This is a genomic window from Burkholderia sp. AU30198 (genome assembly GCF_020419825.1).
Lineage (GTDB): Bacteria > Pseudomonadota > Gammaproteobacteria > Burkholderiales > Burkholderiaceae > Burkholderia.
Window position 1 is genome coordinate 18,580 of the sequence record NZ_JAIZSA010000005.1, and the last position, 23,607, is coordinate 42,186.

23 protein-coding genes are annotated in these 23,607 nt (G+C 66.5%); 16 read left to right on the forward strand and 7 right to left on the reverse strand.

Features of this window, described 5'->3' with window-relative positions:
- Positions 1-28: 28 nt before the first annotated feature.
- Complete coding sequence (locus LGN19_RS13160; protein ID WP_164462939.1) at positions 29-184, reverse strand: hypothetical protein; 156 nt, start codon at positions 182-184, stop codon at positions 29-31.
- A 498-nt stretch (positions 185-682) separates the two neighbouring features.
- Here LGN19_RS13160 and LGN19_RS13165 point away from each other — a divergent pair, with 498 nt between their 5' ends.
- The 7 genes from LGN19_RS13165 to argE all read left to right on the forward strand — a co-directional run bounded on the left by LGN19_RS13165 (position 683) and on the right by argE (position 6,743).
- Entirely contained in the window at positions 683-841 is a 159-nt protein-coding gene (locus LGN19_RS13165) for a hypothetical protein (RefSeq protein ID WP_226215115.1), read from the forward strand.
- Positions 842-987: 146 nt separating this feature from the next.
- Positions 988-2,082, forward strand: a complete 1,095-nt coding sequence (locus LGN19_RS13170; RefSeq protein WP_226215116.1) for a tetratricopeptide repeat protein — start codon at positions 988-990, stop codon at positions 2,080-2,082.
- A 96-nt stretch (positions 2,083-2,178) separates the two neighbouring features.
- Complete coding sequence (locus tag LGN19_RS13175; protein WP_226215117.1) at positions 2,179-2,481, forward strand: hypothetical protein; 303 nt, start codon at positions 2,179-2,181, stop codon at positions 2,479-2,481.
- Between the two features lie 566 nt (positions 2,482-3,047).
- Entirely contained in the window at positions 3,048-4,388 is a 1,341-nt protein-coding gene (locus LGN19_RS13180; RefSeq protein ID WP_226215118.1) for a flavin-containing monooxygenase, read from the forward strand.
- Positions 4,389-4,463: 75 nt separating this feature from the next.
- On the forward strand, positions 4,464-4,901 hold the full coding sequence (locus LGN19_RS13185; protein ID WP_011349682.1) for a RidA family protein: 438 nt from the start codon (positions 4,464-4,466) through the stop codon (positions 4,899-4,901).
- Between the two features lie 8 nt (positions 4,902-4,909).
- On the forward strand, positions 4,910-5,587 hold the full coding sequence (locus LGN19_RS13190; RefSeq protein WP_226215120.1) for a DUF1028 domain-containing protein: 678 nt from the start codon (positions 4,910-4,912) through the stop codon (positions 5,585-5,587).
- Positions 5,580-6,743: an acetylornithine deacetylase gene (argE, locus tag LGN19_RS13195; RefSeq protein WP_226215122.1), complete on the forward strand. Its 1,164-nt coding sequence runs from the start codon at positions 5,580-5,582 to the stop codon at positions 6,741-6,743. The genes LGN19_RS13190 and argE overlap by 8 nt, the downstream gene beginning before the upstream one ends.
- 69 nt (positions 6,744-6,812) lie before the next feature.
- Here the strand turns inward: argE and LGN19_RS13200 are convergent, their stop codons facing one another.
- Positions 6,813-7,736 (reverse strand): LysR substrate-binding domain-containing protein, encoded by a 924-nt coding sequence (locus LGN19_RS13200; protein ID WP_042973786.1) that lies wholly within the window; start codon positions 7,734-7,736, stop codon positions 6,813-6,815.
- Between the two features lie 395 nt (positions 7,737-8,131).
- On the opposite strand from LGN19_RS13200, the gene LGN19_RS13205 reads away from it, so the two are divergent.
- Both LGN19_RS13205 and LGN19_RS13210 read left to right on the forward strand, forming a co-directional pair.
- Positions 8,132-9,553, forward strand: a complete 1,422-nt coding sequence (locus LGN19_RS13205) for a purine-cytosine permease family protein (protein ID WP_122950569.1) — start codon at positions 8,132-8,134, stop codon at positions 9,551-9,553.
- A 330-nt stretch (positions 9,554-9,883) separates the two neighbouring features.
- On the forward strand, positions 9,884-10,270 hold the full coding sequence (locus LGN19_RS13210; protein ID WP_175220615.1) for a RidA family protein: 387 nt from the start codon (positions 9,884-9,886) through the stop codon (positions 10,268-10,270).
- An 87-nt stretch (positions 10,271-10,357) separates the two neighbouring features.
- On the opposite strand, the gene LGN19_RS13215 is transcribed toward LGN19_RS13210, so the two are convergent.
- The 4 genes from LGN19_RS13215 to LGN19_RS13230 all read right to left on the reverse strand — a co-directional run bounded on the left by LGN19_RS13215 (position 10,358) and on the right by LGN19_RS13230 (position 17,412).
- Complete coding sequence (locus LGN19_RS13215) at positions 10,358-12,637, reverse strand: FdhF/YdeP family oxidoreductase (protein WP_122950696.1); 2,280 nt, start codon at positions 12,635-12,637, stop codon at positions 10,358-10,360.
- 125 nt (positions 12,638-12,762) lie between these two features.
- The gene (locus LGN19_RS13220) at positions 12,763-15,603 is read right to left on the reverse strand and encodes an ATP-dependent Clp protease ATP-binding subunit (protein WP_226215123.1); all 2,841 of its coding nucleotides are present in this window, start codon (positions 15,601-15,603) and stop codon (positions 12,763-12,765) included.
- 621 nt (positions 15,604-16,224) lie between these two features.
- Positions 16,225-16,494, reverse strand: coding sequence for a hypothetical protein (locus LGN19_RS13225; protein ID WP_226215125.1), 270 nt, complete (start codon positions 16,492-16,494; stop codon positions 16,225-16,227).
- A 102-nt stretch (positions 16,495-16,596) separates the two neighbouring features.
- A complete protein-coding gene (locus tag LGN19_RS13230) occupies positions 16,597-17,412 on the reverse strand; it encodes a family 1 encapsulin nanocompartment shell protein (protein ID WP_122950573.1) in 816 nt (271 codons plus the stop codon).
- A gap of 449 nt (positions 17,413-17,861) precedes the next feature.
- Here LGN19_RS13230 and LGN19_RS13235 point away from each other — a divergent pair, with 449 nt between their 5' ends.
- Complete coding sequence (locus LGN19_RS13235; RefSeq protein ID WP_226215127.1) at positions 17,862-18,251, forward strand: GIY-YIG nuclease family protein; 390 nt, start codon at positions 17,862-17,864, stop codon at positions 18,249-18,251.
- A gap of 205 nt (positions 18,252-18,456) precedes the next feature.
- Here LGN19_RS13235 and LGN19_RS13240 read toward each other — a convergent pair whose 3' ends face one another.
- Positions 18,457-19,518, reverse strand: coding sequence for a Dyp-type peroxidase (locus LGN19_RS13240; RefSeq protein ID WP_174957333.1), 1,062 nt, complete (start codon positions 19,516-19,518; stop codon positions 18,457-18,459).
- A gap of 368 nt (positions 19,519-19,886) precedes the next feature.
- Here LGN19_RS13240 and LGN19_RS13245 point away from each other — a divergent pair, with 368 nt between their 5' ends.
- The 6 genes from LGN19_RS13245 to LGN19_RS13270 all read left to right on the forward strand — a co-directional run bounded on the left by LGN19_RS13245 (position 19,887) and on the right by LGN19_RS13270 (position 23,584).
- Entirely contained in the window at positions 19,887-20,258 is a 372-nt protein-coding gene (locus LGN19_RS13245; RefSeq protein WP_226215129.1) for a LysR family transcriptional regulator, read from the forward strand.
- Complete coding sequence (locus LGN19_RS13250; RefSeq protein WP_122950578.1) at positions 20,255-20,704, forward strand: phosphate-starvation-inducible protein PsiE; 450 nt, start codon at positions 20,255-20,257, stop codon at positions 20,702-20,704. Before LGN19_RS13245 ends, LGN19_RS13250 begins: the two co-directional genes overlap by 4 nt.
- A 54-nt stretch (positions 20,705-20,758) precedes the next feature.
- Positions 20,759-20,956 (forward strand): hypothetical protein, encoded by a 198-nt coding sequence (locus LGN19_RS13255; RefSeq protein WP_122950579.1) that lies wholly within the window; start codon positions 20,759-20,761, stop codon positions 20,954-20,956.
- A 68-nt stretch (positions 20,957-21,024) separates the two neighbouring features.
- Positions 21,025-21,480 carry a DUF1269 domain-containing protein gene (locus tag LGN19_RS13260; protein WP_226215131.1) on the forward strand — a complete coding sequence of 152 codons (456 nt, stop codon included), beginning with the start codon at positions 21,025-21,027 and terminating at the stop codon, positions 21,478-21,480.
- Between the two features lie 34 nt (positions 21,481-21,514).
- Positions 21,515-21,769, forward strand: coding sequence for a hypothetical protein (locus LGN19_RS13265; protein WP_175220606.1), 255 nt, complete (start codon positions 21,515-21,517; stop codon positions 21,767-21,769).
- Positions 21,770-22,159: 390 nt separating this feature from the next.
- Entirely contained in the window at positions 22,160-23,584 is a 1,425-nt protein-coding gene (locus LGN19_RS13270) for a PLP-dependent aminotransferase family protein (RefSeq protein ID WP_226215133.1), read from the forward strand.
- Positions 23,585-23,607: the final 23 nt, after the last annotated feature.

Genomic DNA, 23,607 nt, shown 5'->3' on the forward strand with positions numbered 1-23,607 from the left:
GTAGTGCGGAGATGGACGGCCGTGCGCGTCAGCGGATCACCGACTCCATCGCGAGGTAGGCGGTTTCGGCCGACGGCCACAGCAGGTACAGCAGGCCGGCCATCAGCAGCAGCGCGCCGGTGCGCGCGAGCGGCGTGCGGTCTTTGCCGTGCGGAGGACGGGGGGACTGCTTCGGTTTCTTCATGCTTGCAGGCGCGGGGAGCGCCACTCCAACGGTTGCTGCAACGGGTCGCGCGGGGCGATGCCGGGGTGTTGCGGGGGTGTTGCGGGGTTCAACGGGGCGTCCCGACACGTCGTACTGCGTTTGACCATGCATTCGGTACGTGGGGCGGCCCGGCACACGACGATCCCGGGCAGATCGGTCGCATGCGACGCGCATGCTATCAGCTTGGCAGACCGAGAACCGTCAAGAATTGTCGGGCAATGGCCGGCTCGACGTGCGTTCAAACACGGCGACGTTTGTCGCCGGCCTTTAGAAAGAATGAAAAAATCAATAAAATCAATGAATTGTATTTCGTCGAGGCTTCATCAAGCCTTCCGTCGCGCGATCGCGCGGCCGCTGGCATGGTGCGATTGTTTTTGCGTGAACGTTGCAATTAAAATCAATGACCAAACAATTAAGTGCGCAGGTGGCTTGGCGGTCTGAGAGCGCCGTTGCCGAATGCCCTATCGACAAGTGAACGTGACCGAAATGCTGCGCGCCTTCGTTGGCGCGCTCGATCAGAACAATCGTGCGATCCGGTTTCACTGGGGCCGTCACCAGGATGCGCTGGCCCACGTCCTGGTACCGCAAACATCGATTGGCCGGAAGGCCTCGGTGCCGGGAGCGAAGGGCACCTGACCTGCCAGTCTTCATGCCCGGATCTTCCGCCCTCCACCTTTCTGGGGTTGCCGCTTGCGGTGCAACCGAGATGGATCGAGGAAGCCGTACCCGATCAACGGGATCATCACTGATGTCCGCGCCGACCGGCTTCCCGCATCCGTTCCATGATGCGCGTGCAACAGGCGTTCGCTTTTCCTGAGCAGGCTTCCCAAATCGTGCTGAATCAATTGCGTTCGACTCCCGCCAACCGCATCGGCTTGACCCGGTTGATTTCGGCTTTCCTGTTCGTTGCATGCGCAGCCTGCTCAATGAACGATTCTCCTTCTCGCAACATGTCGTTGACCGCCTTCAACCCTCATCGCGCAGCGTTTGAGTGCAAGCACGAGGTTGACGTGGCTCCCCCGCTCGATCCCGAGGCCGATCGATGGAATCAGCAGGCATTGGTGCAGACCAGCGCGCTGTTGTGGCCGAACCAGCGCGATTACAAGGGCGCTGTCGATTTGTGGACGAAGGCGGCCGAGCGCAAGCACTGGAAGGCAATGCTGAATCTGGCGAATGCCTACGCCCAGGGGGAGGGGGTGGATCGTGATCCCGAACATGCGCTGCAGATCACCGAACAGGCGATGAAACTGGGTATTCCGGCGGCCTACGATCTGATGGGTACGTATCACATGGACGGGATGGGCGTAAAGCAGGATGCCAGTCGCGCCTATGCATTCTGGCAATTGGCCGCCGATATGGGTAGTCCGAGTGCGATGGCGTATCTGGGTGACAAGATGGACGCGCTCTATGACAATCCCAAGGCGGGGTTCTGGGGCAACCGCAAGATCGCACTCCAGATGCTTGAATGTGCGGTGGCGCAGGACAACGGACGTGCGGCGTATGTGTTGGGAACGACGATTGCGGGCGATCGAGCCGAGTTGGGCGAGAACAACGAACGCGCGCTCAAGACGCTGCATGCGGGCGTGAAATTCGGCAGTGCCGAGAGTGCTGGATATTTGTTCGGTGCGTTCGATGATGGCGATCCGGTAGCCGGTGGCGTGAAGGATCGCGCTCGTGCCGAGCGTTATTTCGTCCTTGCCGATCGCCTGGAACGCGACCCCGACCTGCGTCTGCCGAACCTGGACAAGGTGGTGCCGCTGCCGCCGGCCAAACTGCCCAAGTGGGACGGCAACAAGGAGACGTTGATCAACGCGGCGAAGGCGGCGACATCCGCGCCGGCGTCGCCGGCCGAGCCCGCCGTGAACCCGGGTCGCTGAGTACGGGCCGCGCGCACGTGCCCGATGGCGACATGCCGCTGCAGAAGCCGCAGGTCAATGTCGGCAACGCTGCCGAGAACGCTTGACGGAGCAGAGATGCGTAAATCGACGATTGCAGCGATGGTGTGTGTCGGCGGCCTGATCCTGACTGCCTGGGCTGCGTTTGCAGTATTGCAGGCCGTGGCCCAGATCAGCGGAGGTGGCTACGGTTCGCATGATGTTAACGATTTTGCGATCGAGCATTTCCTGCTTCTCGGTCCGCTGCTTGCGTTGGGTGGCTTGGTCGCGTGGTTCGCCAGCCGGGGTTCGGCGACATCTGACGACGATGTGGATGAACAGCCCTCGGGCAAGGATGAACGCGATCCGGCCGCGCCCGCGCACCGGGACGCCGACCGATAAGCCGTGTTGAAATAGCCTGCAGGCAAGATCGGTGCAGTTTTAAATGCCCCGGTCTTGTGGGCCAGGGGCACTTGAGCGCGTCGGGCGAGATCCGCCTGCGGAGGTGGCGGCCGGTCGGCGAAATTCGACACGGCGTTGCCGGCGCGCGCATGGGCGGCCGACTCGATCTGCATGGCCAACACGCTGCGCGACCACCCATGCTCGAGCGATTTTTCCGCATATCCAGGCCGCTGCAGGGCGTCATCAAACGTGTCGAGCAGTGTCACAACGTGCGACCACGGTCATTGTGAAACGGGCGGGTGCACACATTCCGGCCGCGGAAAGGCTTGTGCGAGGGCGCGCATGTACTGGATTCGCACCGCAGCCAGACATGGCCATCGTCTCTCGCGTGAGCGCCGTAAAGCTACCCGCACCGCTCACCACCCCCGCCGCCCCCAGCTTTTTGTTCATCAACACCAACAAAAATCATCATTTCGCGCCCGCCTGCGCATCAGCAGAATGTCTCCATTCCAACTCACGCGACAGCACGAGCGTCGCACTGAGCCGCACTTCAGAAGGAGACAGCCGTGGCAGTCGAAACAACCTCAATCGATACACTCGTCGTCGGCGCCGGTCAGGCCGGCGTGGCCATGAGCGAGCACCTGGGCAAGCTGGGCGTACCGCATCTCGTGCTGGAGCGCAGCCGCATCGCCGAGCGCTGGCGCACGGGGCGCTGGGATTCGCTGGTCGCGAACGGCCCCGCGTGGCACGACCGCTTCCCCGGGCTTGAATTCGACGGCCTCGATCCTGACGCGTTCGCGTCGAAAGACCAGGTCGCGGACTACTTCGAAGCGTATGCGCGCAAGTTCAACGCGCCGATCCGCACGGGCGTCGAGGTAAAGAAGGTCGTGCGTAATACGGGCAAGCCGGGCTTCGTTGTCGAGACGTCCGACGGCACGATCGAGGCGAACCGCGTGGTCGTCGCGACCGGGCCGTTCCAGCGCCCGGTGATTCCGCCGATCGCGCCGGACGACGCGCGCCTCGTGCAACTCCATTCCGCCGACTATCGCAACCCGGCGCAGCTTCCGGAAGGCGCGGTGCTGGTGGTCGGCGCGGGGTCGTCGGGCGTGCAGATCGCCGACGAGCTGCAACGCGCTGGCCGGCAGGTCTACCTGTCGGTCGGCCCGCACGATCGCCCGCCGCGCGCGTATCGCGGCCGCGACTTCTGCTGGTGGCTCGGCGTGCTTGGCGAATGGGACAAGGAAATCGCGACGCCCGGCCGCGAACACGTGACGATCGCGGTGAGCGGCGCGCGCGGCGGCCATACGGTGGATTTTCGCAAGCTCGCGAACCAGGGCGTGACGCTCGTCGGGCTGACGAAGTCGTTCGACGGCGGCGTGGCCGTGTTCGAACGCGATCTCGCGATCAATCTCGCGCGCGGCGACGAGAACTACCTGTCGCTGCTCGACGCGGCCGACGCCTACGCGGCGCGCAACGGCCTCGACCTGCCGGAAGAACCGGAAGCCCGTCGCATCCTGCCGAACCCCGCCTGCGTCGCGCATCCGATCCTCGCGCTCGACCTTGCCGGTGCGGGTGTCACGTCGATCATCTGGGCGACGGGCTACGCGGTCGACTACGGCTGGCTGAAGGTCGACGCGTTTGCCGACAACGGCAAGCCGCAGCACCAGCGCGGCGTGTCGAAGGAGCCGGGCATCTATTTCCTCGGGCTGCCGTGGCTGTCGCGGCGCGGCTCCAGCTTCATCTGGGGCGTGTGGCACGACGCGCGGCACATCGCCGATCACATCGCGACACAGCGCACCTACCTCGACTACCACGACGCATCGCAGCGCCGCTCGACCTCGCACGCGGAGCAGGACGGCGCCGCGTCGCACGCCGACGCGCAGCCGCTTGCCGACGCGGTGAACTGACCGAACCCATGCCGCCTGCCGCACCGCGTTCGCGTCCGGTGCGGCGGCGTGATCCCTGACGACTGAAGGATTTCGATGAGCCAACCCACCCATACCCGTATCCGCATGTTCAACACGAAGGATACCTACCCGAACCAGACGCTCGACAACGACCTGTGCCAGGCCGTGCGGGCCGGCAACACCGTCTACGTGCGCGGCCAGGTCGGTACCGATTTCGACGGCAAGCTGATCGGCCTCGGCGATCCGCGCGCGCAGGCCGAGCAGGCGATGAAGAACGTCAAGCAACTGCTGGAGGAAGCTGGCAGCGACCTCACGCACATCGTGAAGACGACGACCTACCTGATCGACCCGCGTTATCGCGAGCCCGTGTACCAGGAAGTCGGCAAGTGGCTGAAGGGCGTGTATCCGATCTCGACGGGGCTCGTCGTGTCCGCACTCGGCCAGCCGCAGTGGCTGATGGAAATCGACGTGATCGCCGTGATCCCGGACAACTGGCAGCCGAACCGCGCGTAGGAGGCGACATGACATTCTCCATCGTCGGGCGCTGCCCGGAGACGGGCCAGCTCGGGATCGCGATCAGCTCGTCGAGCATCGCGGTGGGTGCGCGCTGCCCGTGGGTGCGTGCAGGCGTCGGCGCCGTGGCGACGCAGAACATCACGCTGCCGGCGCTCGGCCCGCAGATCCTCGACCTGATCGAACACGAGCAGCTTGCGCCCGCGGCGGCGCTCGACCGCGCGCTCAGCGCGAACGGCTGGAGCCAGTATCGGCAGGTCACGGTGATCGACGGGCAGGGGCAGACGGCGTGCTTCACCGGCAAGGAAGCGCTCGGTACGTATCACGCAGTGCGCGGCGACCAATGTGTGGCCGCCGGCAACCTGCTGGCCGCGCCGGCTGTGATCGACGCGATGGCGCGTGCCTTCGAACAGGCGCCGGGCCTGCTCGCCGATCGCCTGCTGGCCGCGATGCATGCGGCGATGGCGGCCGGCGGCGAAGCAGGGCCGGTGCATTCGGCCGCGTTGAAGGTGGCCGGCGACGTGACCTGGCCGATCGTCGACTTGCGCGTGGACTGGGCCGATACTGACCCGATCGGGGCGCTCGACGCGCTTTGGCAGGCGTATCGGCCGCAGATGCAGGACTACCAGACACGCGCGCTGAATCCGACCGCCGCGCCGAGCTACGGGGTGCCGGGCGATGAATGACACGTCGAGCCGCGCGCTGCTCGAACGGCTGATCGCTTTTGCGACGGTCAGCCGCGATTCGAACCTCGAGATGATCGGGTTCATCCGCGATTATCTTGTGGGCTTTGGCGTCGAGAGCGAACTGTTCCATAACGCGGAACGCACGAAGGCGAGCCTGTACGCGACGATCGGGCCGCGCGATCGCGGCGGCATCGCGCTGTCGGGTCATACCGACGTGGTGCCGGTCGACGGGCAGGCGTGGACGGTCGAGCCGTTCCGGCTGACCGAGCGCGACGGCCGCCTGTACGGCCGCGGCACGGCCGACATGAAGGGCTTCATCGCATCGGTGCTCGCAGCCGTGCCGGCGTTCGTCGCCCGGCCGCTGAGCGTACCGGTGCATCTCGCGTTCTCGTACGACGAGGAAGTCGGCTGCCTCGGCGTGCGGCCGATGCTCGAAGCGCTGGCCGCGCGCGAGCACCGGCCGCGCCTGTGCCTGATCGGCGAACCGACCGAACTGAAGCCGGTGCTCGGTCACAAGGGCAAGCTCGCGATGCGATGCCACGTGAGGGGCGCCGCGTGCCACTCCGCGTATGCGCCGTCGGGCGTCAACGCGATCGACTATGCGGCGAAGCTGATCGGCCGGCTCGGCGAGATCGGTGATGCGCTCGCGCGGCCCGAACGGCACGACGAGCGATTCGATCCGCCGTTCTCGACCGTGCAGACGGGGCTGATCAAGGGTGGCCGCGCGCTAAACATCGTGCCGGCCGAATGCGAGTTCGATTTCGAGGTGCGGGCGCTGCCGGATTTCGATGCGCAGGACGTGCCGAGGAAGCTGCAGGACTATGCGGAATCCGAACTGTTGCCGAGGATGCGCGCGGTGCAGCCCGATACCGACATCCGGCTGCAGCCGCTGGGCGCGTATCCGGGGCTTGCGACCGCACCGGACAGCGAGGCCGCGCGCCTGCTCGCGATGCTGAGCGGCTCCGATGCGTTCGGTACGGTGGCGTTCGGCACCGAGGGCGGGCTGTTCTGGCAGGCCGGCATTCCGACCGTGGTATGTGGGCCCGGCAGCATGGACCAGGGGCACAAGCCCGACGAGTTCGTCACGCTCGACCAGCTTCACGGCTGCGACGCGATGCTGGGCCGGCTGGCTGCGCATCTCTCTGCGGCCGCCTGAACTGCCGAGCGGCCGGCACGCACGCAACGCATCTCGCGGCGCGTGCGTTTTCCTGTTCATTCCCGTTCCTTATCGCGCCGTTTCCGCGACGATCTGCGCGAGCCGCTCGCGGCAGAAATCGACGAACGACTGCGCCTGCTTCGTGAGCTGACCGCGCTTCAGCCGCGCACTCACGAGCCCCGACGGGCTCACCGTTTCGCTGAGCCCGATCGTCACGACCCGCTGGCCGTCGTACGTGTATTCGGAATGCGGGCGCGTGACGAGCAGCGAGAAGCCGAACCCCTGGCCGACCATCCCGCGCACCATCTCGATCGAAGGCGACCCGAACACGATGTTCGGCGTCAGTCCGAGCTCGTGAAAGAGGCTGACGAAATACGTGCGGCTCGGCTGCACGTCGAGCAGGATCATCGGTTCGACGCAGAGGTCGCGCAGCGACACGTGCGTCTGGCCCGCGAACCGGTGGTTCTCCGGCAGCAGCACGTACGGCTGCTGCGGCGGCATCAGCGGCTCGGTCTCGATCGTGCCGTCGAGATCGTGGTCGTACATGAGCGCGAGATCGAACGTGCCGGACGTCAGGCCCTGCACGAGTTCCTGCTGGTCGCCGTCGCGCAGCCGGATGTTCACGCCCGGGTAGCGCTCGCGAAAGCCTGCGATCAGTTGCGGCAGGTAGAGCGGCGCGACCGTCTCGAAGCAGCCGATGTCGATCTGCCCGGTGATCACGTCGTTGTCGGCGAGCGCGTTCTGCTCGAATTCGTGCGCGATGCGCAGCAGCTCCTGCGCTTTCCGGTAGAAGCGCGTGCCGCCCGGCGTGAGCGACACGCCCTGCGCGTGATGGCGGATGAACAGCTTCACGCCGAAGCTTTCCTCCAGCCCCTTGATCGCGCTGGAGATCGACGGCTGCGCGATGAAGAGCTGGCGCGATGCCTCGGCGACGCTGCCGGATTCCACCGTCGTCACGAAGTATTTCAATTGCCGCAAAGTGTAGTGAGCCACAAGCACCTCTGATGCACGGCCCCGGCGTGCCGCCGCGGGCGCAATCTGTCCATGGTTGTGCGTAGCACCTTACCTGAAAGCCCCCCGGGGCCGGAATGTCCGCTGCAGAGCTTTTTCGTATGTCCCGGAAATATTTTTAGTATTTTCCGGCCACGATGCGCGTGGCGCACCATCGTCTCCAACCTGGATCACGACGATCACGAAGCGGTTGCGCACGCGGCAGCGGGACATGTCATCCGTCCCCGCATGCGCATCGTCCGCGTCGTTCGACACCGCCGCGCGTGCACGCGGTGCGTCGTCGCTCGTGTATCCGGACCCGATTGCAGGCGCGTACCCCAACGCGCGCCGGCTGACACGGCACGCGCGCATCGCCGCGCAGGACAGGAGACATCGCCATGACGAACGTGGACCGCAATGCGTCCCCGATGATAGAGAAGCACACGATCGGCTACGTGCCGCCCGCGGAACGCCACGGCAAGGTGCGCGACCTGTTCACGCTCTGGTTCGGCGGCAACATCGCGCCGCTGCCGATCGTGACCGGCGCGCTCGGCGTGCAGATGTTTCACCTGAACCTGATGTGGGGCATCGTCGCGATCGTCGTCGGTCAGGCGGTCGGCGGCGTGCTGATGGCGCTGCATTCGGCGCAGGGGCCGCAGATGGGCATCCCGCAGATGATCCAGAGCCGCGCGCAGTTCGGTTCGTGGGGTGCGCTGCTCGTGACCGTGATCGCGGCCGTGATGTACGTCGGCTTCTTCGCGTCGAACATCGTGCTCGCCGGCAAGTCGGTACACGGCATCGCGTCGTCGGTGCCGGTACCCGTCGGCATCGTGATCGGCGCGGTGGGCTCGGGGCTGATCGGGATAGTCGGCTACCGGTTCATCCACATCCTGAACCGGATCGGCACGTGGGTGCTCGGCATCGGTATCGTCGTCGGCTTCTGGATGATCCTCACGCACGTGACGACCGACGATTTCCTGACGCGCGGCGGCTTCGACTTCGCGGGATGGCTCGCGACGGTATCGTTGTCGGCCTTGTGGCAGATCGCGTTCGCGCCGTACGTGTCGGATTACTCGCGCTATCTGCCGGAAGACGTCGGCGTGGCGTCGACGTTCTGGGCGACCTATCTCGGCTGCACGATCGGCTCGACGCTCGCGTTCATCTTCGGCGCGGTCGCGGTGCTCGCGGTGCCGGCCGGCGCGGACACGATGGACGCGGTCAAGCAGGCGACGGGCCCGCTCGGCCCGCTGATGCTCGTGCTGTTCCTGCTGAGCGTGATCAGCCACAACGCGCTGAACCTGTACGGCGCGGTGCTCGCGGTGATCACGTCGGTGCAGACGTTCGCATACAAGTGGATTCCGACCGCGAAGGCGCGCGCGGTGGTGTCGGTCGTGATCTTCGTTGCGTGCTGCTACGCGGCGATCGGCGCGTCGACGAACTTCGTCGGCAACCTCGTCGATCTCGTGCTCGCGCTGCTCGTCGTGCTGGTGCCGTGGACGGCGATCAACCTGATCGACTTCTACGTGATCCACAAGGGCAAGTACGACATCAAGTCGATCTTCATGGCCGATGGCGGGATCTACGGCCGCTTCAACCCGCAGGCGCTGCTCGCGTATGCGATCGGCATCCTCGTGCAGATTCCGTTCATGAACACGCCGATGTATGCGGGCCCCATTCCCGCGCATCTCGGCGGCGCGGACCTGTCGTGGGTCGTGGGGCTGGTGCTGACGTCGCCGTTGTACTACTGGCTCGCGACGCGCGACAGCGCGTACCGGCGCCGGCAGACGGCCGCGACGATGCCGCCGACAGCGGCGCGTTGAGCGGCGCATGGCGCGGTGCGCGGGAGGCGGGCAGCGTGCCGTCTCCCGCGCTGCGTGGTGGAGGGGGCGATGAATGCCGAATACCGAATGCAGGCTTGCCGTGCAGTCATCGCACCACGGCCCCGGCTTCGGCAGGCAACGTGTCCGGTCGTTCGCGACGAGATGCGGAATCCGCCGATGGAGTAGAGTGCATCGTCCGGTCCGGCCGGATGTGCGGGAAACGCAGCGACGCGCCCGCGCATGCGGCCACACACGACCGGATCGCATCTCCATCCGCTGATGCCGGCAACCGGCCGACGCGAGCCCGACAATCGATCGTGGAGCAGGAACATGCCCCTTCAGCTGCATAATCCGGCCGGCGTTGCCGAGCCGTTTTCCCGTTACAGTCACGGCGTCTCGGCGCCGGCCCAGGCACGCTGGCTGCACATTTCCGGCCAGGTCGGGGTCGCGCCCGACGGCAGCGTGCCGGACGATCCCGAGCGGCAGATGGAACTGGCCTGGGACAACCTGTTCGCCGTGCTGGCCGACGCCGATATGGTGGCGTCGGATCTGGTCAAGGTGGACGGGTTCCTGACCCGTCCGGATCTGGTGCCGCTCTATCGCACCGTGCGTGAGCGGCGGCTGGGCGGCCACGCGAGCGCGTCGACCGTCGTGATCGTCAGCGGCCTGGTCGTGCCGGCGCTGCTGGTCGAGATCCAGGCGGTCGCGGCGAAGTAGCCGGGCGAGCCGTGCGCGGCACGGCGTCGCCGGCCGGCGGCAGGCCCGCGCGGCGCGCCGATCCGCGCCCGCGAGCCTGCCGCTGCTTCAGACCACCGCCGAGCGCGCGACGCGCACCGGCACCGACTTGTACGACGGCGTGCCGCTTTCCTTGTCGATGTAGTCGAGCGGCACGAGCACGTTCGCTTCCGGGTAGTACGCGCCGACCGACCCCGGCGCGATGTCGTACTCGATCGCGGTGATCTTCTCGAGACGCAGCGTCCGGCCCGACGCGGTGACCGTCTCGATGTCGACGAGGTCGCCGTGTTCGAGCCCGTACTTCGCGAGATCGGCGGGGTTCATGAACAGCACGTCACGCCGGCCGAACACGCCGCGATAGCGGTCGTCGAGCCCGTAGATCGTCGTGTTGTACTGGTCGTGGCTGCGCAGCGTGATCAGCCGCAGCACCTGCTCGGCGCCCAGCACGTCGGCATCTTCCTTCACACCCTTGTAGACCGAGAACATCGCCTTACCGGTCGGCGTCGGCCACACGCGCTCGGTGGGCGGCAGCGGCAGGCGGAAGCCGCCCGGCGTGCGGATGCGCTCGTTGAACGCCTCGAAGCCGGCCACCGTGCGGTCGATCAGGTCGCGGATGCGGTCGTAGTCGTCGATCAGGTCGAGCCATGCGACCTTGCTCGCCGGCAGCGTCGCATGCGCGATCCCCGCGACGATCGCGGGCTCCGAGCGCAACTGGTCGGACGCCGGCTTGAGCTTGCCGGCCGATGCGTGGACCATCGACATTGAATCCTCGACGGTGATCGACTGCCGGCCGGTTGCCTGGATGTCGAGCTCGGTGCGGCCGAGCACCGGCAGGATGAAGGTTTCCTTGCCGACCAGCAGGTGCGAACGGTTCAGCTTCGTGCCGAGATGCACGCTCAGGTCGAGTTTCGCCATTGCCGGGAACGACAGCTCGGGATCGGGCAGCGCGACCGCGAAGTTGCCGCCGAGGCACAGCAGCGCTTTCGCGGTGCCGTCGACCATCGCCTGCATCGCCTGCACCGCGTCATGCCCGTGATGCGCGGGCGGCGTGAAGCCACACACGTCCTCGATCTTCTTCAGGAACTCGGCTGACGGCTTCTCGGTGATGCCGACCGTGCGGTTGCCCTGCACGTTCGAATGGCCGCGCAGCGGGCAGACGCCGGCGCCGGGCTTGCCGATGTTGCCGCGCATCAGCAGCAGGTCGGCGATCAGGCGCACGGTTGCCGTGCCCTTGTTGTGCTGCGTGACGCCCATTCCGTACGTGACGATCGTCGCGTTCGACTTCGCGTACGCGAGCGCGACCTGTTCGAGCTGCGCCTGGCTGAGCCCGCTCGCGCGCTCGATGTCGTCCCACGACGTGGCTTCGAGATCGGCCGAGAACGCGTCGAAGCCGTTCGTATGCTGCGCGATGAAGTCGCGGTCGAGCACGTCGCCGCGTTCGGCTTCGAGCTGCAGCAGCGCCTTCATGATGCCCTTCAGCGCGGCCGCGTCGCCGCCGGCGTCGAGCTGGTAGTACGTCGATGCGATCCGCGTCGAGCCGAACGACGCCATCTCGATCATGTCCTGCGGATCCGCGAAGCGTTCGAGCGCGCGCTCGCGCAGCGGATTGAACACGATGATCGGCACGTTGCGGCGCGAGCACTCGTGCAGCGTGCCCATCATCCGCGGGTGGTTCGTGCCGGGGTTGTGGCCGATCGAGATGATCAGCTCGCAGTGGTCGAAATCCTCCAGCGACACGGTGCCCTTGCCGATGCCGATCGACTGCGGCAGGCCGACGCTGGTCGGTTCGTGGCACATGTTCGAGCAGTCGGGGAAGTTGTTGGTGCCGAGCTCGCGTGCGAACAGCTGGTACAGGTACGCGGCCTCGTTCGATGCGCGGCCCGACGTATAGAACTCGACCTGCTCGGGCGGCAGCGCGCGCAGCACTTCGCCGATGCGCGCGAATGCGTCGTCCCATTCGATCGCGCGGAACGTGTCGGTCGCGCGATCGTAGACCAGCGGATGCGTGAGCCGGCCCATGTTCTCCAGCTCGTAGTCCGACATGCGCAGCAGCGACGACACGGTGTTCGCCGCGAAGAACTCGGGCGTCACGCGCTTGGTCGTCGCTTCCCACGTGACGGCTTTCGCGCCGTTCTCGCAGAACTGGAACGTCGACTTGTGTTCCTTGTCGGGCCATGCGCAGCCGGGGCAGTCGAAGCCATCGGGCTGGTTGGTCCGCATCAGCACGATCGGCGCCTCGATGGTGTCCATTTGCGTGCGCACCGCATCGGCCGTCGCGCGAAGCGCGCCCCAACCACCGGCGGGCCCGTCGTACTTCCTGATGCCTGGCACTTCGCGTCGATTTGTCATGTGAATCTCCATCTGCCGGTCCCGATACGGGCGGCTCGGTTTGCGCCGTGTCGCGGCGTGGGGCGGCTCCGTCGCATGGACGGAGCCGGTCATGCGTGCCCCGGGCGAGCGGGGCATGCGGGGTTTCAGTGCGCGTCCTTCTTCGCGCCGGACGATTTCCTGGTGGACGGTTTCGCGGCGGGTGCGGGCGGCGGTGTGTCGGCGGGCGTGTCGCCGGCCTTCGCATCGTCGGTGGCCTTGGCCGTCTTGCCGTTCGGTTTCGCCTTGCCGTCGGCGTCCTTCTTGGCGTCCTTCGCTTCAGCCGCCGCGAGCTTGTTGAACTTCACTTCGTCGCTGGCCTTGTCGTAGTCGACTTCGCATCGATCGCCCGACTGCAACCGGTCGGCAAGGATTTCCTTCGCGAGCCGGGTCTCGATGGTCTGGCGGATCTGGCGCTTCAGCTCGCGCGCGCCGAACTCCGGCTGGTAGCCGGCTTCGGTCAGGTGCTCGACGAGCGAGTCGCCCATCACGAGCGTGATGTCCTGCGCGGCGGCCGTGCGCACCACGCGGTCGAGCTGGATCTGCACGATCGCGCGGATGTTCTCCTTCGACAGCGCATGGAAGACGATCACCTCGTCGATCCGGTTCAGGAACTCGGGGCGGAAATGGCCCTTCAGCACCTGCATCAGTTCTTCGCGGATCGCCTTGTCGGTCTTGCGCGCGGCTTCCGGCTGCGTGAGGTTGTCCATGATGATCGCCGCGCCGAGGTTGCTCGTCGCGATGATGATCGTGTTGCTGAAGTCGACCACGCGGCCCTTGCCATCGGTCAGGCGGCCGTCGTCGAACACCTGCAGCAGCACGTTGTAGACGTCCGGATGCGCCTTCTCGATCTCATCCAGCAGGATCACGCTGTACGGGCGGCGCCGCACGCGCTCGGTGAGCTGGCCGCCTTCGTCGTAGCCGACGTACCCGGGCGGCGCGCCGATCAGCCGTGCGACCGCGTGCCGCTCCATGTACTCGGACATGTCGATGCGGATGATCGACTGCTCGTCGCCGAACACGGTCTCGGCGAGCGCCTTCGCGAGCTCGGTCTTGCCGACGCCCGTCGGCCCGAGGAACAGGAACGTCGCGATCGGCCGGTGCGTCTGGCCGAGCCCCGCACGGGACAGCCGCACCGCATCGCTGACGGCCACCACCGCGTCGCTCTGGCCGACCACGCGCTCGCGCAGCTGCTCTTCCATCTTCAGCAGCTTCTGGCGTTCTTCCTGCGTGAGTTCGGACACCGGGATGCCGGTCAGCCGCGACACGACCTCGGCCACCGACTCGACGGTCACTTCGAGCGTTTCGGAGCCGGTCTTGCGCTGCCACGCCTCCATCATCTCGTCGACGGCTTTCTGTTTCTCGGTGATCTGCTCCTCGAACTGCTTCGCCTGGTCGAAGCGCTTGCGCGACGTCGCGTAGTCCTGCTCGCGCTTCAGTTGCGCGATCTGCGCTTCGCCTTCCTGGATGTCGACCGGGCGCGACGTCGCACCGATCCGCACGCGCGCGGCGGCCTGGTCGATCAGGTCGATGGCCTTGTCGGGCAGGAAGCGCGACGTGATGTAGCGGTCGGCGAATTCCGCGGCCGCGACGAATGCATCGTCGGCGAACGTCACCTGGTGGTGCGCCTCGAGGCTGTCGCGCAGCCCGCGCAGGATCACGATCGTCTGCTCGACGCTCGGCTCCGGCACGAACACCGGCTGGAAGCGCCGTTCGAGCGCCGCGTCCTTCTCGATGTACTTCTGGTATTCGTTGAGCGTCGTCGCGCCGATCAGGCTCAGCTCGCCGCGCGCGAGCGCGGGTTTCAGCACGTTCGCGATATCGAGGCCGCCTTCGCCGCCGCCCTGGCCGGCACCGACGATCGTGTGCAGCTCGTCGATGAACAAAATCAGTTCGTCCTGCTTCGCAGTGACCTCGTCGATCAGCTGCTTCGCGCGCTCCTCGAATTCGCCGCGATACTTCGCGCCGGCCACCATCGAGTTGATGTTGACTTCGACAAGGCGCTTGTCGCGCAGCACTTCGGGCACGTCGCCGTTGACGATCCGCTGCGCGAGCCCTTCGACGATCGCCGTCTTGCCGACACCCGGCTCGCCGATCAGCACCGGGTTGTTCTTCTTGCGGCGCGCGAGCACCTCGATCGTGCTCTCGATTTCCTGCGCGCGGCCGAGCACCGGGTCGAGCTTGCCCTGGCGCGCGATCGCGGTGAGGTCGCGGCCGAACTTGTCGAGGTTCGGCGTGCCGGTCGGCGCATCGACGCGGCCGTCCTCGGCGCCTTTGCCGACCACCTTCACGACTTTCTGGCGCAGCGCCTCGGGCGTCACGCCGTATTTCTTCAGCAGCGTGCCGGCGACGCTGTCCGGCACCGACGCGAGCCCGATCAGCAGGTGCTCGGGGCCGATGTACGAATGGCCAAGATCGCGCGACGCCTGGAACGCGTACTGCACGGCCTTTTTCACGCGCGGCGAGATCGACAGCTTGTCGAGCGGCGCATCGGGGTCGGCCGTGCCGGTGTGCGCATGCTCGTCGATGTATGACCGGAGGTCCTGCGGCGACAGCTTCAATTCTTTCAGCAGCGCGGCGCACACGTCGGTGTCCGCGAGCGCGTACAGCAGGTGTTCGGAATCGAGCTCGCTGCGGCGCAGCTCGTGCGCCTTCTCGGCCGCGCGCTGCAGCAGTTCCAGCGTCTGCTCGCTGAACGCGTCGGTCGGATCGACCGATTCGCGCGGAATCTCTGCGGCGAGCGGCGCGTCGTCGTCGAGCCCGCCGAACAGCGACGACGAGCCGCCGCCTCCCAGCAGCGAATCGAACGGGTTCAGCATGCTCTGATGCCGCATCAGCTGACGGAAGTGGTAATCGCAGATCGAGATCGTCTTGCGCTCGCCGTCCTGCATCACGGTTGCGCGCGCGACGGCCGGCCGGGCGTGGCAGATATCGCAAAGTGCGGGCATGGTGGTCTGGCTCCTGTCGGTGAAAGTGGGTCGAAGGGTGAAGTCCCGATGCGGTGCGGCGCTTGGCGCTTCCCGACCGCGAACGCACGGCACGCAACACGGCGGTGCGCGGGCGGCACCCATGCTGTCGCGCAGCGCGCGCCGGCGTCTTGCACGGTCGCGGTCGGGGCGGCAAGCGTGCGTGCCGGGAGGAGCCCACGGCATCGCTTCGACTGCGTTCAAAATAGCGAATCGGCGGAGGCCATCCAAGACACAGTTCCGCAGCGGCTCGGCCGCGAATTGCACCCTCGCATGCACTTGCGCACGGGTGGCAAGGAGTACAGACGGGCACGCGCACGGCGGCACGGGCGTGCGCGGCGTGTGCGGCGTGTGATGGCAGGAAGCGGGAGCGGGTGGAACGCGAACGGATCGTGGTGCGACATCGGCGCGCAGGGCGCCGGTTGCCGGTGGGGGGAGGGCACCGCGGGTGCGCAGGCGCGACACAAACGCCGCAGGGGGAACGTGCCGCGACCGGCTAAGTGAGACCGCACACGCACCGCGGGCGATGCGTGTGTGACGGCCGAAGGAGAGGGCGGGTTGCACGGTCCGGGCCGGACACGGCGCAACCTTGGCGTGCCGCGCTCAGTCCGGAAGTGTCATCGCGTGCCGTTGCCGCGCGATCTGCTTCACGTCGGTTGACAGTGCCGCATTCGGCAGACCATTGGCCCAGACGGAGAACGAATCCTCGATCAGGTTGCGCGTGTCGGGCGGCAACTCCGCCAGGACCAGCGACATGACGGTGAACAGCACGGCGGTGTCGCCGGCGTGGCTGCTCGCGTTCGCATCGACCGCCTGCTTCAGGTGGTCGACCGACGCCTGCAGCGCCTGCAATGCCTCATTCGAATCGCTCATCACACACTCCATGCAAGATGGGTTCGATCGGCGACGAACATGCTCGGCGGTGCGGCCAGCCGCGCGCGACGCCTGGCGGGCATCGCGCGCGGGCAACCGCGGTCAGGCCGCCGTGCTGCCCTGCGGCGCCACGGCCACCGATGCTTCGCTCGTCAGCATCAGGAACGTGAACGTTTCGCGCAGGTACAGGCGGACGGCCTTGTCGGTATGGCTCGTGTAGCCGATGGATACGTCTTCCCCGAGATGCAGCTCGTAATCGCCGCCGCGCGTGGACAGCACGCAGCCGCCGCTGATCGCCGGCGCCCAGATGATCTCGCCGCTGACGATCCGCTTGATATGGCCGAGGACCGGATAGCCCTGGTCGCGCGCTTCGCTGAGCGCCGTGTACGCGTCCGAACCGAGCACCACCGAGTACGGGCCGTCGACGCCGGCGAGCCGCAGCGCCTCGAGCGCGTCGCTGATCGCGTCGGGATACGCGCCGACGTCCGCGGGCAATGTGAGCTTGCGGTTCGACGTGCCTTCGCGGATGCCGACGATGCCTGCCGCCTGGTAGCCGTCGAAAATCGCGCCGTCTTCGGCGAACGCGAGCCGCTGCGCGGCGTCCTTCGCCGGTTGCCAGTCGGCGTCGCGCGCGCCGCGCTCGACGCTGTCGATCGCATCGCGGCTCAGCTCGAACGGCACCGTCAGCTCGACGATCGTGCGGACTTCGCGCAGCCGCGCATTCACTTGCTCGCGCGGCGCGGCAACGTCGACCAGGTGCCCGGTGCCGACGGCCGACAGCTCGGGGCCTTCGGGGCCATCGACGTCGACGACGCGGCGGCCGGCCACGGATCGTTTGAACGTGCGTGCCACTTCCTCCTCGATTTGTTCCCAGGCGGACGCGGAGATCGGGGCGAGTTCGCGGTGCAGGTTGTTCATGGGTTCTTGTTGCCTCACGTCAGCGAAAACACTTCATGGTGGGCCGATCGGCGGAAGAACTGCGCCTGATGCCAGGCGGGCCGATCACGGGCGAAAATGCATATTAGCAGGCTCGATTGACACCACTGCAGCACAAATCGAAACGACACCGTGCGGTGGCGCAACTGTTATGCAATTCGCGCGTGGGGCGAGGGTGGGTGCATGCGCGGCATGCCGCGACTGGATTGCGACACCCGGGGTTCGTGCCGACGCTGACGCCGTTCGGGCCGCGTTCGACGCTGTGCGGAATCCATTCCGGTCGACGGCCTATCGCATGTCGTGCATTCTTACGAACATTCATCCAGCCGGGTTTCTGGAAGCCGGGGTGAGCGGCGTTCCGTCGTCGCGACCGAGTCCGGATGAATCATAGACGCAGCCTATTGAAGCTTCACAACAAGTGGAGGTCGTTCATGGCACTGCAACTCGTCTCGCCCGAAGACAAATACATGCTGAAGACGGGCGTCATCAATCACGAGGATGTCATCGGGCATTTGCGGCAGGTGTTGAACGCGTTTGCCGCGAAGCCGGAGTACAGCAAGTTCTATATCGGCATCACCAGTGACCTGAATACCCGGCTGGCGAAACATCGCGCCACCAAGCCCGATTTCAAATTGATGTGTCCGATCTATCTCGAAGCGCACAACCTGGTCGGGAACGCGTTCGACCGTCTGGAGCGCAAGGCCATCGAGACCTTCCGCACCGGCATCACGCACCCGCAATCCGGCGAACGGCTGCTTGCATGCAGCAACGGGCCGGGCGGAGCGCTGCCGAAGAACTGGCTCTATATCCTGGTCGGTTGATTCGCGCGGACGGCGTGCGGGGAATGTAAGCCTGCGCACGTCACGGCGTGCACTCGGCGGTATCGCGGAAGGGCGGCGCCTGCGCAGCGCCGCACGCCGCGCCACGCCGCGCCACGCCGCACGAGCGCCCCGGCCGACTGAACTGCAGCCGTTCCAGACCAGCCCGGCGCGGGGTAGCGCGCCGGACTGCCGTTGGCACCTTGCGTTACGACGGCACGCCTTTCAGCGAGCCGATTTTCAGCGAACCGTCGCGATGTGGCGCCGCCGCCGACGGTTCCGGCTGCGCCGCATCGGCGGCCGGTGCCGCGCGATCGGCGAGCGCTTCGAGCAGGTCGGCGGACGGCACGAAGAACAGCGATCCGGTGACCGCGCGGCTGTAGTCGAGCAGGCGGTCGTAGTTGCCGGGCGGGCGGCCGACGAACATGTTCTCGAGCATCTGCTCGATCGGCGCCGGCGAACGCGCATAGCCGATGAAGTAGGTGCCGAATTCGCCTGCGCCCGGGCGCCCGAACGGCATGTTGTCGCGCAGGATCTTCACTTCCTGGCCGTCCTCGTCGAGCGTGGTCAGCGAGCTGTGCGAACACGACGGCTTCACGTCCGGCGCGAGCTCGATATCGGCGAGCTTGGTGCGGCCGATGATGCGCTCCTGCGTCTCGACCGCGAGCGCGTTCCAGCCGGCCATGTCGTGCAGGTACTTCTGCACGATCACGTAGCTGCCGCCCGCGAATTCATCATCCTCGTCGCCGATTACCGTGAAGTCGACCGCCTCGCGGCCTTCCGGATTCTCGGTGCCGTCGACGAAGCCGATCATCGCGCGCTGGTCGAAATTGCGGAAGCCGTGCACCTCGTCGACGACCGTGACGGCATCGCCGAGCGCGCCGAGCAGTTGCGTCGCGAGTTCGAAGCACAGGTCCATCGCTTCCGCGCGAATGTGCAGCAGGATGTCGCCCGGCGTCGCGACCGCGACGCGCTGCCCCGCGCCGAATTCACGGAACGGATGCAGCGCGGCGGGGCGCGGGTTGCCGAACAGCGCATCCCACGCGTCGGCGCCGAAGCCGCACACGCAGGTGAGGTTGCCGCCCGGCACGCGCTTGCCGACCGAACGCACGAGCGCGGCGATGTCGCCGCACCATGACCGGATCGTGTCGGCGTGATCGGCACCGGGATTGATCGTCGCCACGAGGAAGATCGCGCTGCGCGTGATCGTGCTGTGAACGTTTTGGGAGAGCGGGGGAGGTGTCTGCATCGTGGCCTGCCGGTCAGTCATGTCGGGACGGAAGTGCCGTGGCGCGCGAAGGCGAACGGTTGAACGGTGTCATGCGACTGTTCTCTTTGTGTCATGCGGATGAAGGACGTTGCGCGGATCTCGCGCAACGGGCCGCAGCGGTGGCGGCCGGCCGCACGGTGCGTGACCTGCCCGCACCGCGTAACGTCGTCGAGCAAGCAATCTAGCAGCTTCGGCCAGTCTTTGGAACACGTATCGCCAATCTGTCATTCGAATGCGTCAAACAGGGCCGGATTTCGTGCGATGCCCGCGCAGCTGTACTCCTGGCGTGCGCGGCGCTGTGCTCTTGAGCGCGGGTGCCGCGTGCAGTAGATTAGGTCCCGCTGCGCCCGCCGACGAGGAGCGTCATCATGAACCTGCTGGAAGCGATGCGTGTATATGTCGCGGTGGTCGAGCATGGCGGCCTGTCCGGCGCCGCGTCCGAACTGCGGCTCGACGAAATGCAGGTGAGCGAACGGATCGACGGCCTCGAACGGTATCTCGGCTGTCGCCTGCTGCTGTGCCGCGAGCCCGACGACGTTGCCTGCACCGACGCGGGCGACGCGTTCCACGTGTGTTGCCGCCGGACGCTGTCCGCGGTCGAACAGGCGATCGGCGCGGCTGGCCAGCACGTGGCGGATGTGCCGGACACGCACGATACCGCGCATGCCGCCGCACGTGATGCGGATTTCCCGCCGCCGCCCGGCGCCGCTCATGCCTCAACACAGCGACTGTCACCTTGAATACGACCACCGTTCCCTGCTCGCCGGCCGAGCGCATTCGTCGCCGCTTCGGCCATTTCCTTCACGCGGCCGAACTGGCCGGGCTGATCGTGATCGGGCTCGCGACCGCGTTCGCGATGGCGCAGGAAGCGTGGAAGGTCGTGCTCGCGGGCGAAGTGTCGCTGACCGACCTGCTGCTGATGTTCCTGTATCTGGAAGTGCTCGCGATGGACGTGCGCTACCTGCGGCTCGGCCGGTTGCCGGTGCGGTTTCCGCTGTTCATTGCGATGACGTCGCTCGCGCGCGACCTGATTCTGCGCGGTGCGACCGACAGCCCCGAACGGATGCTGATGACCACGTTCGGGATCGTGCTGCTCGCGGTGGGCGTGCTGATCCTGAGTTTCGGCCAGCATCGCTTCCCGGCCGACGTCGCGGATGTCGAGGACGATGCGCATGCACACAGGTGACGCACGAGCGGCAGGCCGCGTGAATTTTCCCTGTTCCTGCAAGGAGGGTGCCCGATGAGCACGGATTCCGTCGAAACGAAACAGGCGATCGAACTGCAGCGCGTGGCGTCGGACGCCTACCGGCTGGCGCGCGACACGCGCGATGCCGATCCGGCGCTCGCACGCGCGCCGTCCGTCGCCGGGCTGCAGCGGGAGGCGGCGCACGCCTATGCCGACGCGGCGCGTGCGCGCGTGGCGGCCACCGGCATCTGAATCGAATTCCGGCCAGCCGCATGCGGTGCGGCGGCTGAAACTGACCATCCAACCGAGCGAGGTGTCGAATGACCAAGCAACTGATCGTCGCCGTGTTCGGCAGCGTCGACACGGCCCGCCAGGCCGCGAACGATATCGAGGCGCTGTCGGAGAAAAACGAAGGATTCAACGTCGAGAACGGCGTCGTCGTCGAGAAGGACGCGACCGGCAAGCTCGCGGTACTCCATGCCGAATCGCGTCCGTTCAAGGGCGGTGTGATCGGCGCGATCGCAGGCGGTTTGCTCGGCCTGCTCGCCGGGCCGATTGGCGTGGTCACGGGCATGGCGGCCGGCGCGGGGGCCGGCATTCTCGCGGAAGCGGCCGGCAACGCGCTGCTCGACGGCACGTTCGTCGAGACGGTTGCGGCACGGCTCGTGCCCGGCAGCGTCGCGATCATCCTGGAAGCGAAGGAAGACATGCCGTTCTCGGTCGACAACGTCGTGACGGGATTCGGCGGCAAGGTCTACCGTCAGGCGCTCGATTGAGACCATCCATTTCGACCGACTTCGGGAGAACCGCATGCGCATCGATCAATCGTACCGTCGCTTCGACATCGCGGCGACGCTGTCGCCGCTGCCCGGCAACGGCAAGCGCGCGATCGCGATCGTCGACGTGACGACCGACGATCCGGCCCGCCTCGCCGATCTCGGCACCGGGCAATTCCTGCAGATCCGCAAGTGGGTCGAGTCGAACGACGTCGCATTGCTGACGGTGGTGTTCGACGAGTGCAAGGTCGCGATCGATCACTACGCGGACAACGTCGACGACGCTTGAGCACACGCGGGGCCCGTGCATGACCGGGCTTCGCGCGATGGCTGCCCGACTGCCATCGGCAAATCGCGATGACGCGCGCCGGCACAGCGCCCGGCGAATGGTTGCCGCGCGATCGCGCGGGGCCGCGCCGTCGCGTTCGCATCTGTTCACCACGCCGGCCGGATTTGATGTTTCCTCGCCAAACTGTCACTTACATTCGTCGAAATGACGCAGTAGGATGCCGAACCTTGTCTTGATGAGATTCGCATTGCTATCCGCCTTCAATTTCGATAACGGACGAGGTTCGCACCGGGACACCCGCGCCCGGGCACGGCTATCCGGCTTCGTGCACCGGCGCGGTCGTGCCGCTCACGCATCGCAGGCCGGTTCATCGCTGGCGGGGCGAGGCGGATGAAGCTCTACGAGAAATTTGCAAACGACGTAGAGCGACTCATCCGGCAAGGCGTATATCGACACGGCGATCGTGTGCCGTCGGTGCGGCAGGCGAGCCAGCAGCACCGGATCAGCATCACGACCGTGCTGCACGCGTATCTGCTGCTGGAAAGCCGCGGGCTGCTGGAAAGCCGCCCGCAGTCCGGCTATTTCGTGAACCTGCGGCGCGACGACAGTCATGCGCCGGTGCGCGAGTTGCGGCCGTCGAAGCCGATCGCGATCTCGTCGTCGGTCGACGTGAGCCGGCTCGTGCTGTCGACGCTGCGCTCGATCGGCACGGACGACGCGGTGCCGCTCGGCTCGCCGTACCCGGACCCGAGCCTGTTCCCGTTCGAAAAGCTGAACCGCTACGCGTACGCGGCTGGCCGTGACAAGTCGCTGTGGGGCGTGACGGACGGGCTGCCGCCCGGCCATCCACGGCTGATTCGGCAGATTGCGCGTCGCTACCTGGAAAACGGGATGTCGGTGGACCCGAACGAGATCATCGTGACGGTCGGCGCGACGGAGGCGATCAATCTGTGCCTGCAGGCCGTTGCAAAACCGGGCGACACGATCGCGGTGGAGTCACCGACGTTCTACGCGATGCTGCACGCGATCGAGCGGATGGGGATGAAGGCGATCGAGGTGGCGACGCATCCGGAATACGGGATCGACATCGCGGCGCTGGCCGCGATTGCGAAGTCGCAGCCGATCGCCGCGTGCATGGTGATGCCGAACTTCCAGAACCCGCTCGGCTTCCAGATGCCCGACGAACGCAAGCGTGAACTGGTCGAGTTCGCCGCGAAAGCCGATCTGCCGATCATCGAGAATGGCGTGTACAACGAACTGTACTTCGGCAACATCCATCCGAGCACGCTGAAGGCGTTCGACCGTCACGACATCGTGCTGCATTGTTCGTCGTTCTCGAAGAGCCTGACGGCCGCGTACCGGATCGGCTGGGCGCTGCCGGGCCGTTATCGCGAGCAGGTCGAGAAGCTGAAATTCCTGAACACGCTCGCGACGCCGTCGCTGCCGCAGCTCGCGATCGCGGAGTTTCTCGAACGCGATGGCTACGAGCATCACCTGCGGCGGATTCGCAAGGCGTATGCGCAGCAGGCGAACCTGATGCGGACGATGGTGTCGCGGTTTTTCCCGGAAGGTACGCGCATTTCGAGCCCGGCCGGCGGGTACGTGCTGTGGATCGAGCTGCCCGCGCAGGTCGACGCGATGCGGCTGTACCAGCTCGCGCTGGAGCAGGGGATCACGATCGGGCCCGGCTACATGTTCTCGATCGCGGACAGCTACCGGAATTTCATCCGGCTGAACTACAGCAGCCCGTGGTCGCCGGAGATCGAGCAAGCGGTCGTGACCGTCGGCAAGCTCGCCGCCTACTGTCTCGACTGAACATACCGCCGCGCGTCGAGCGT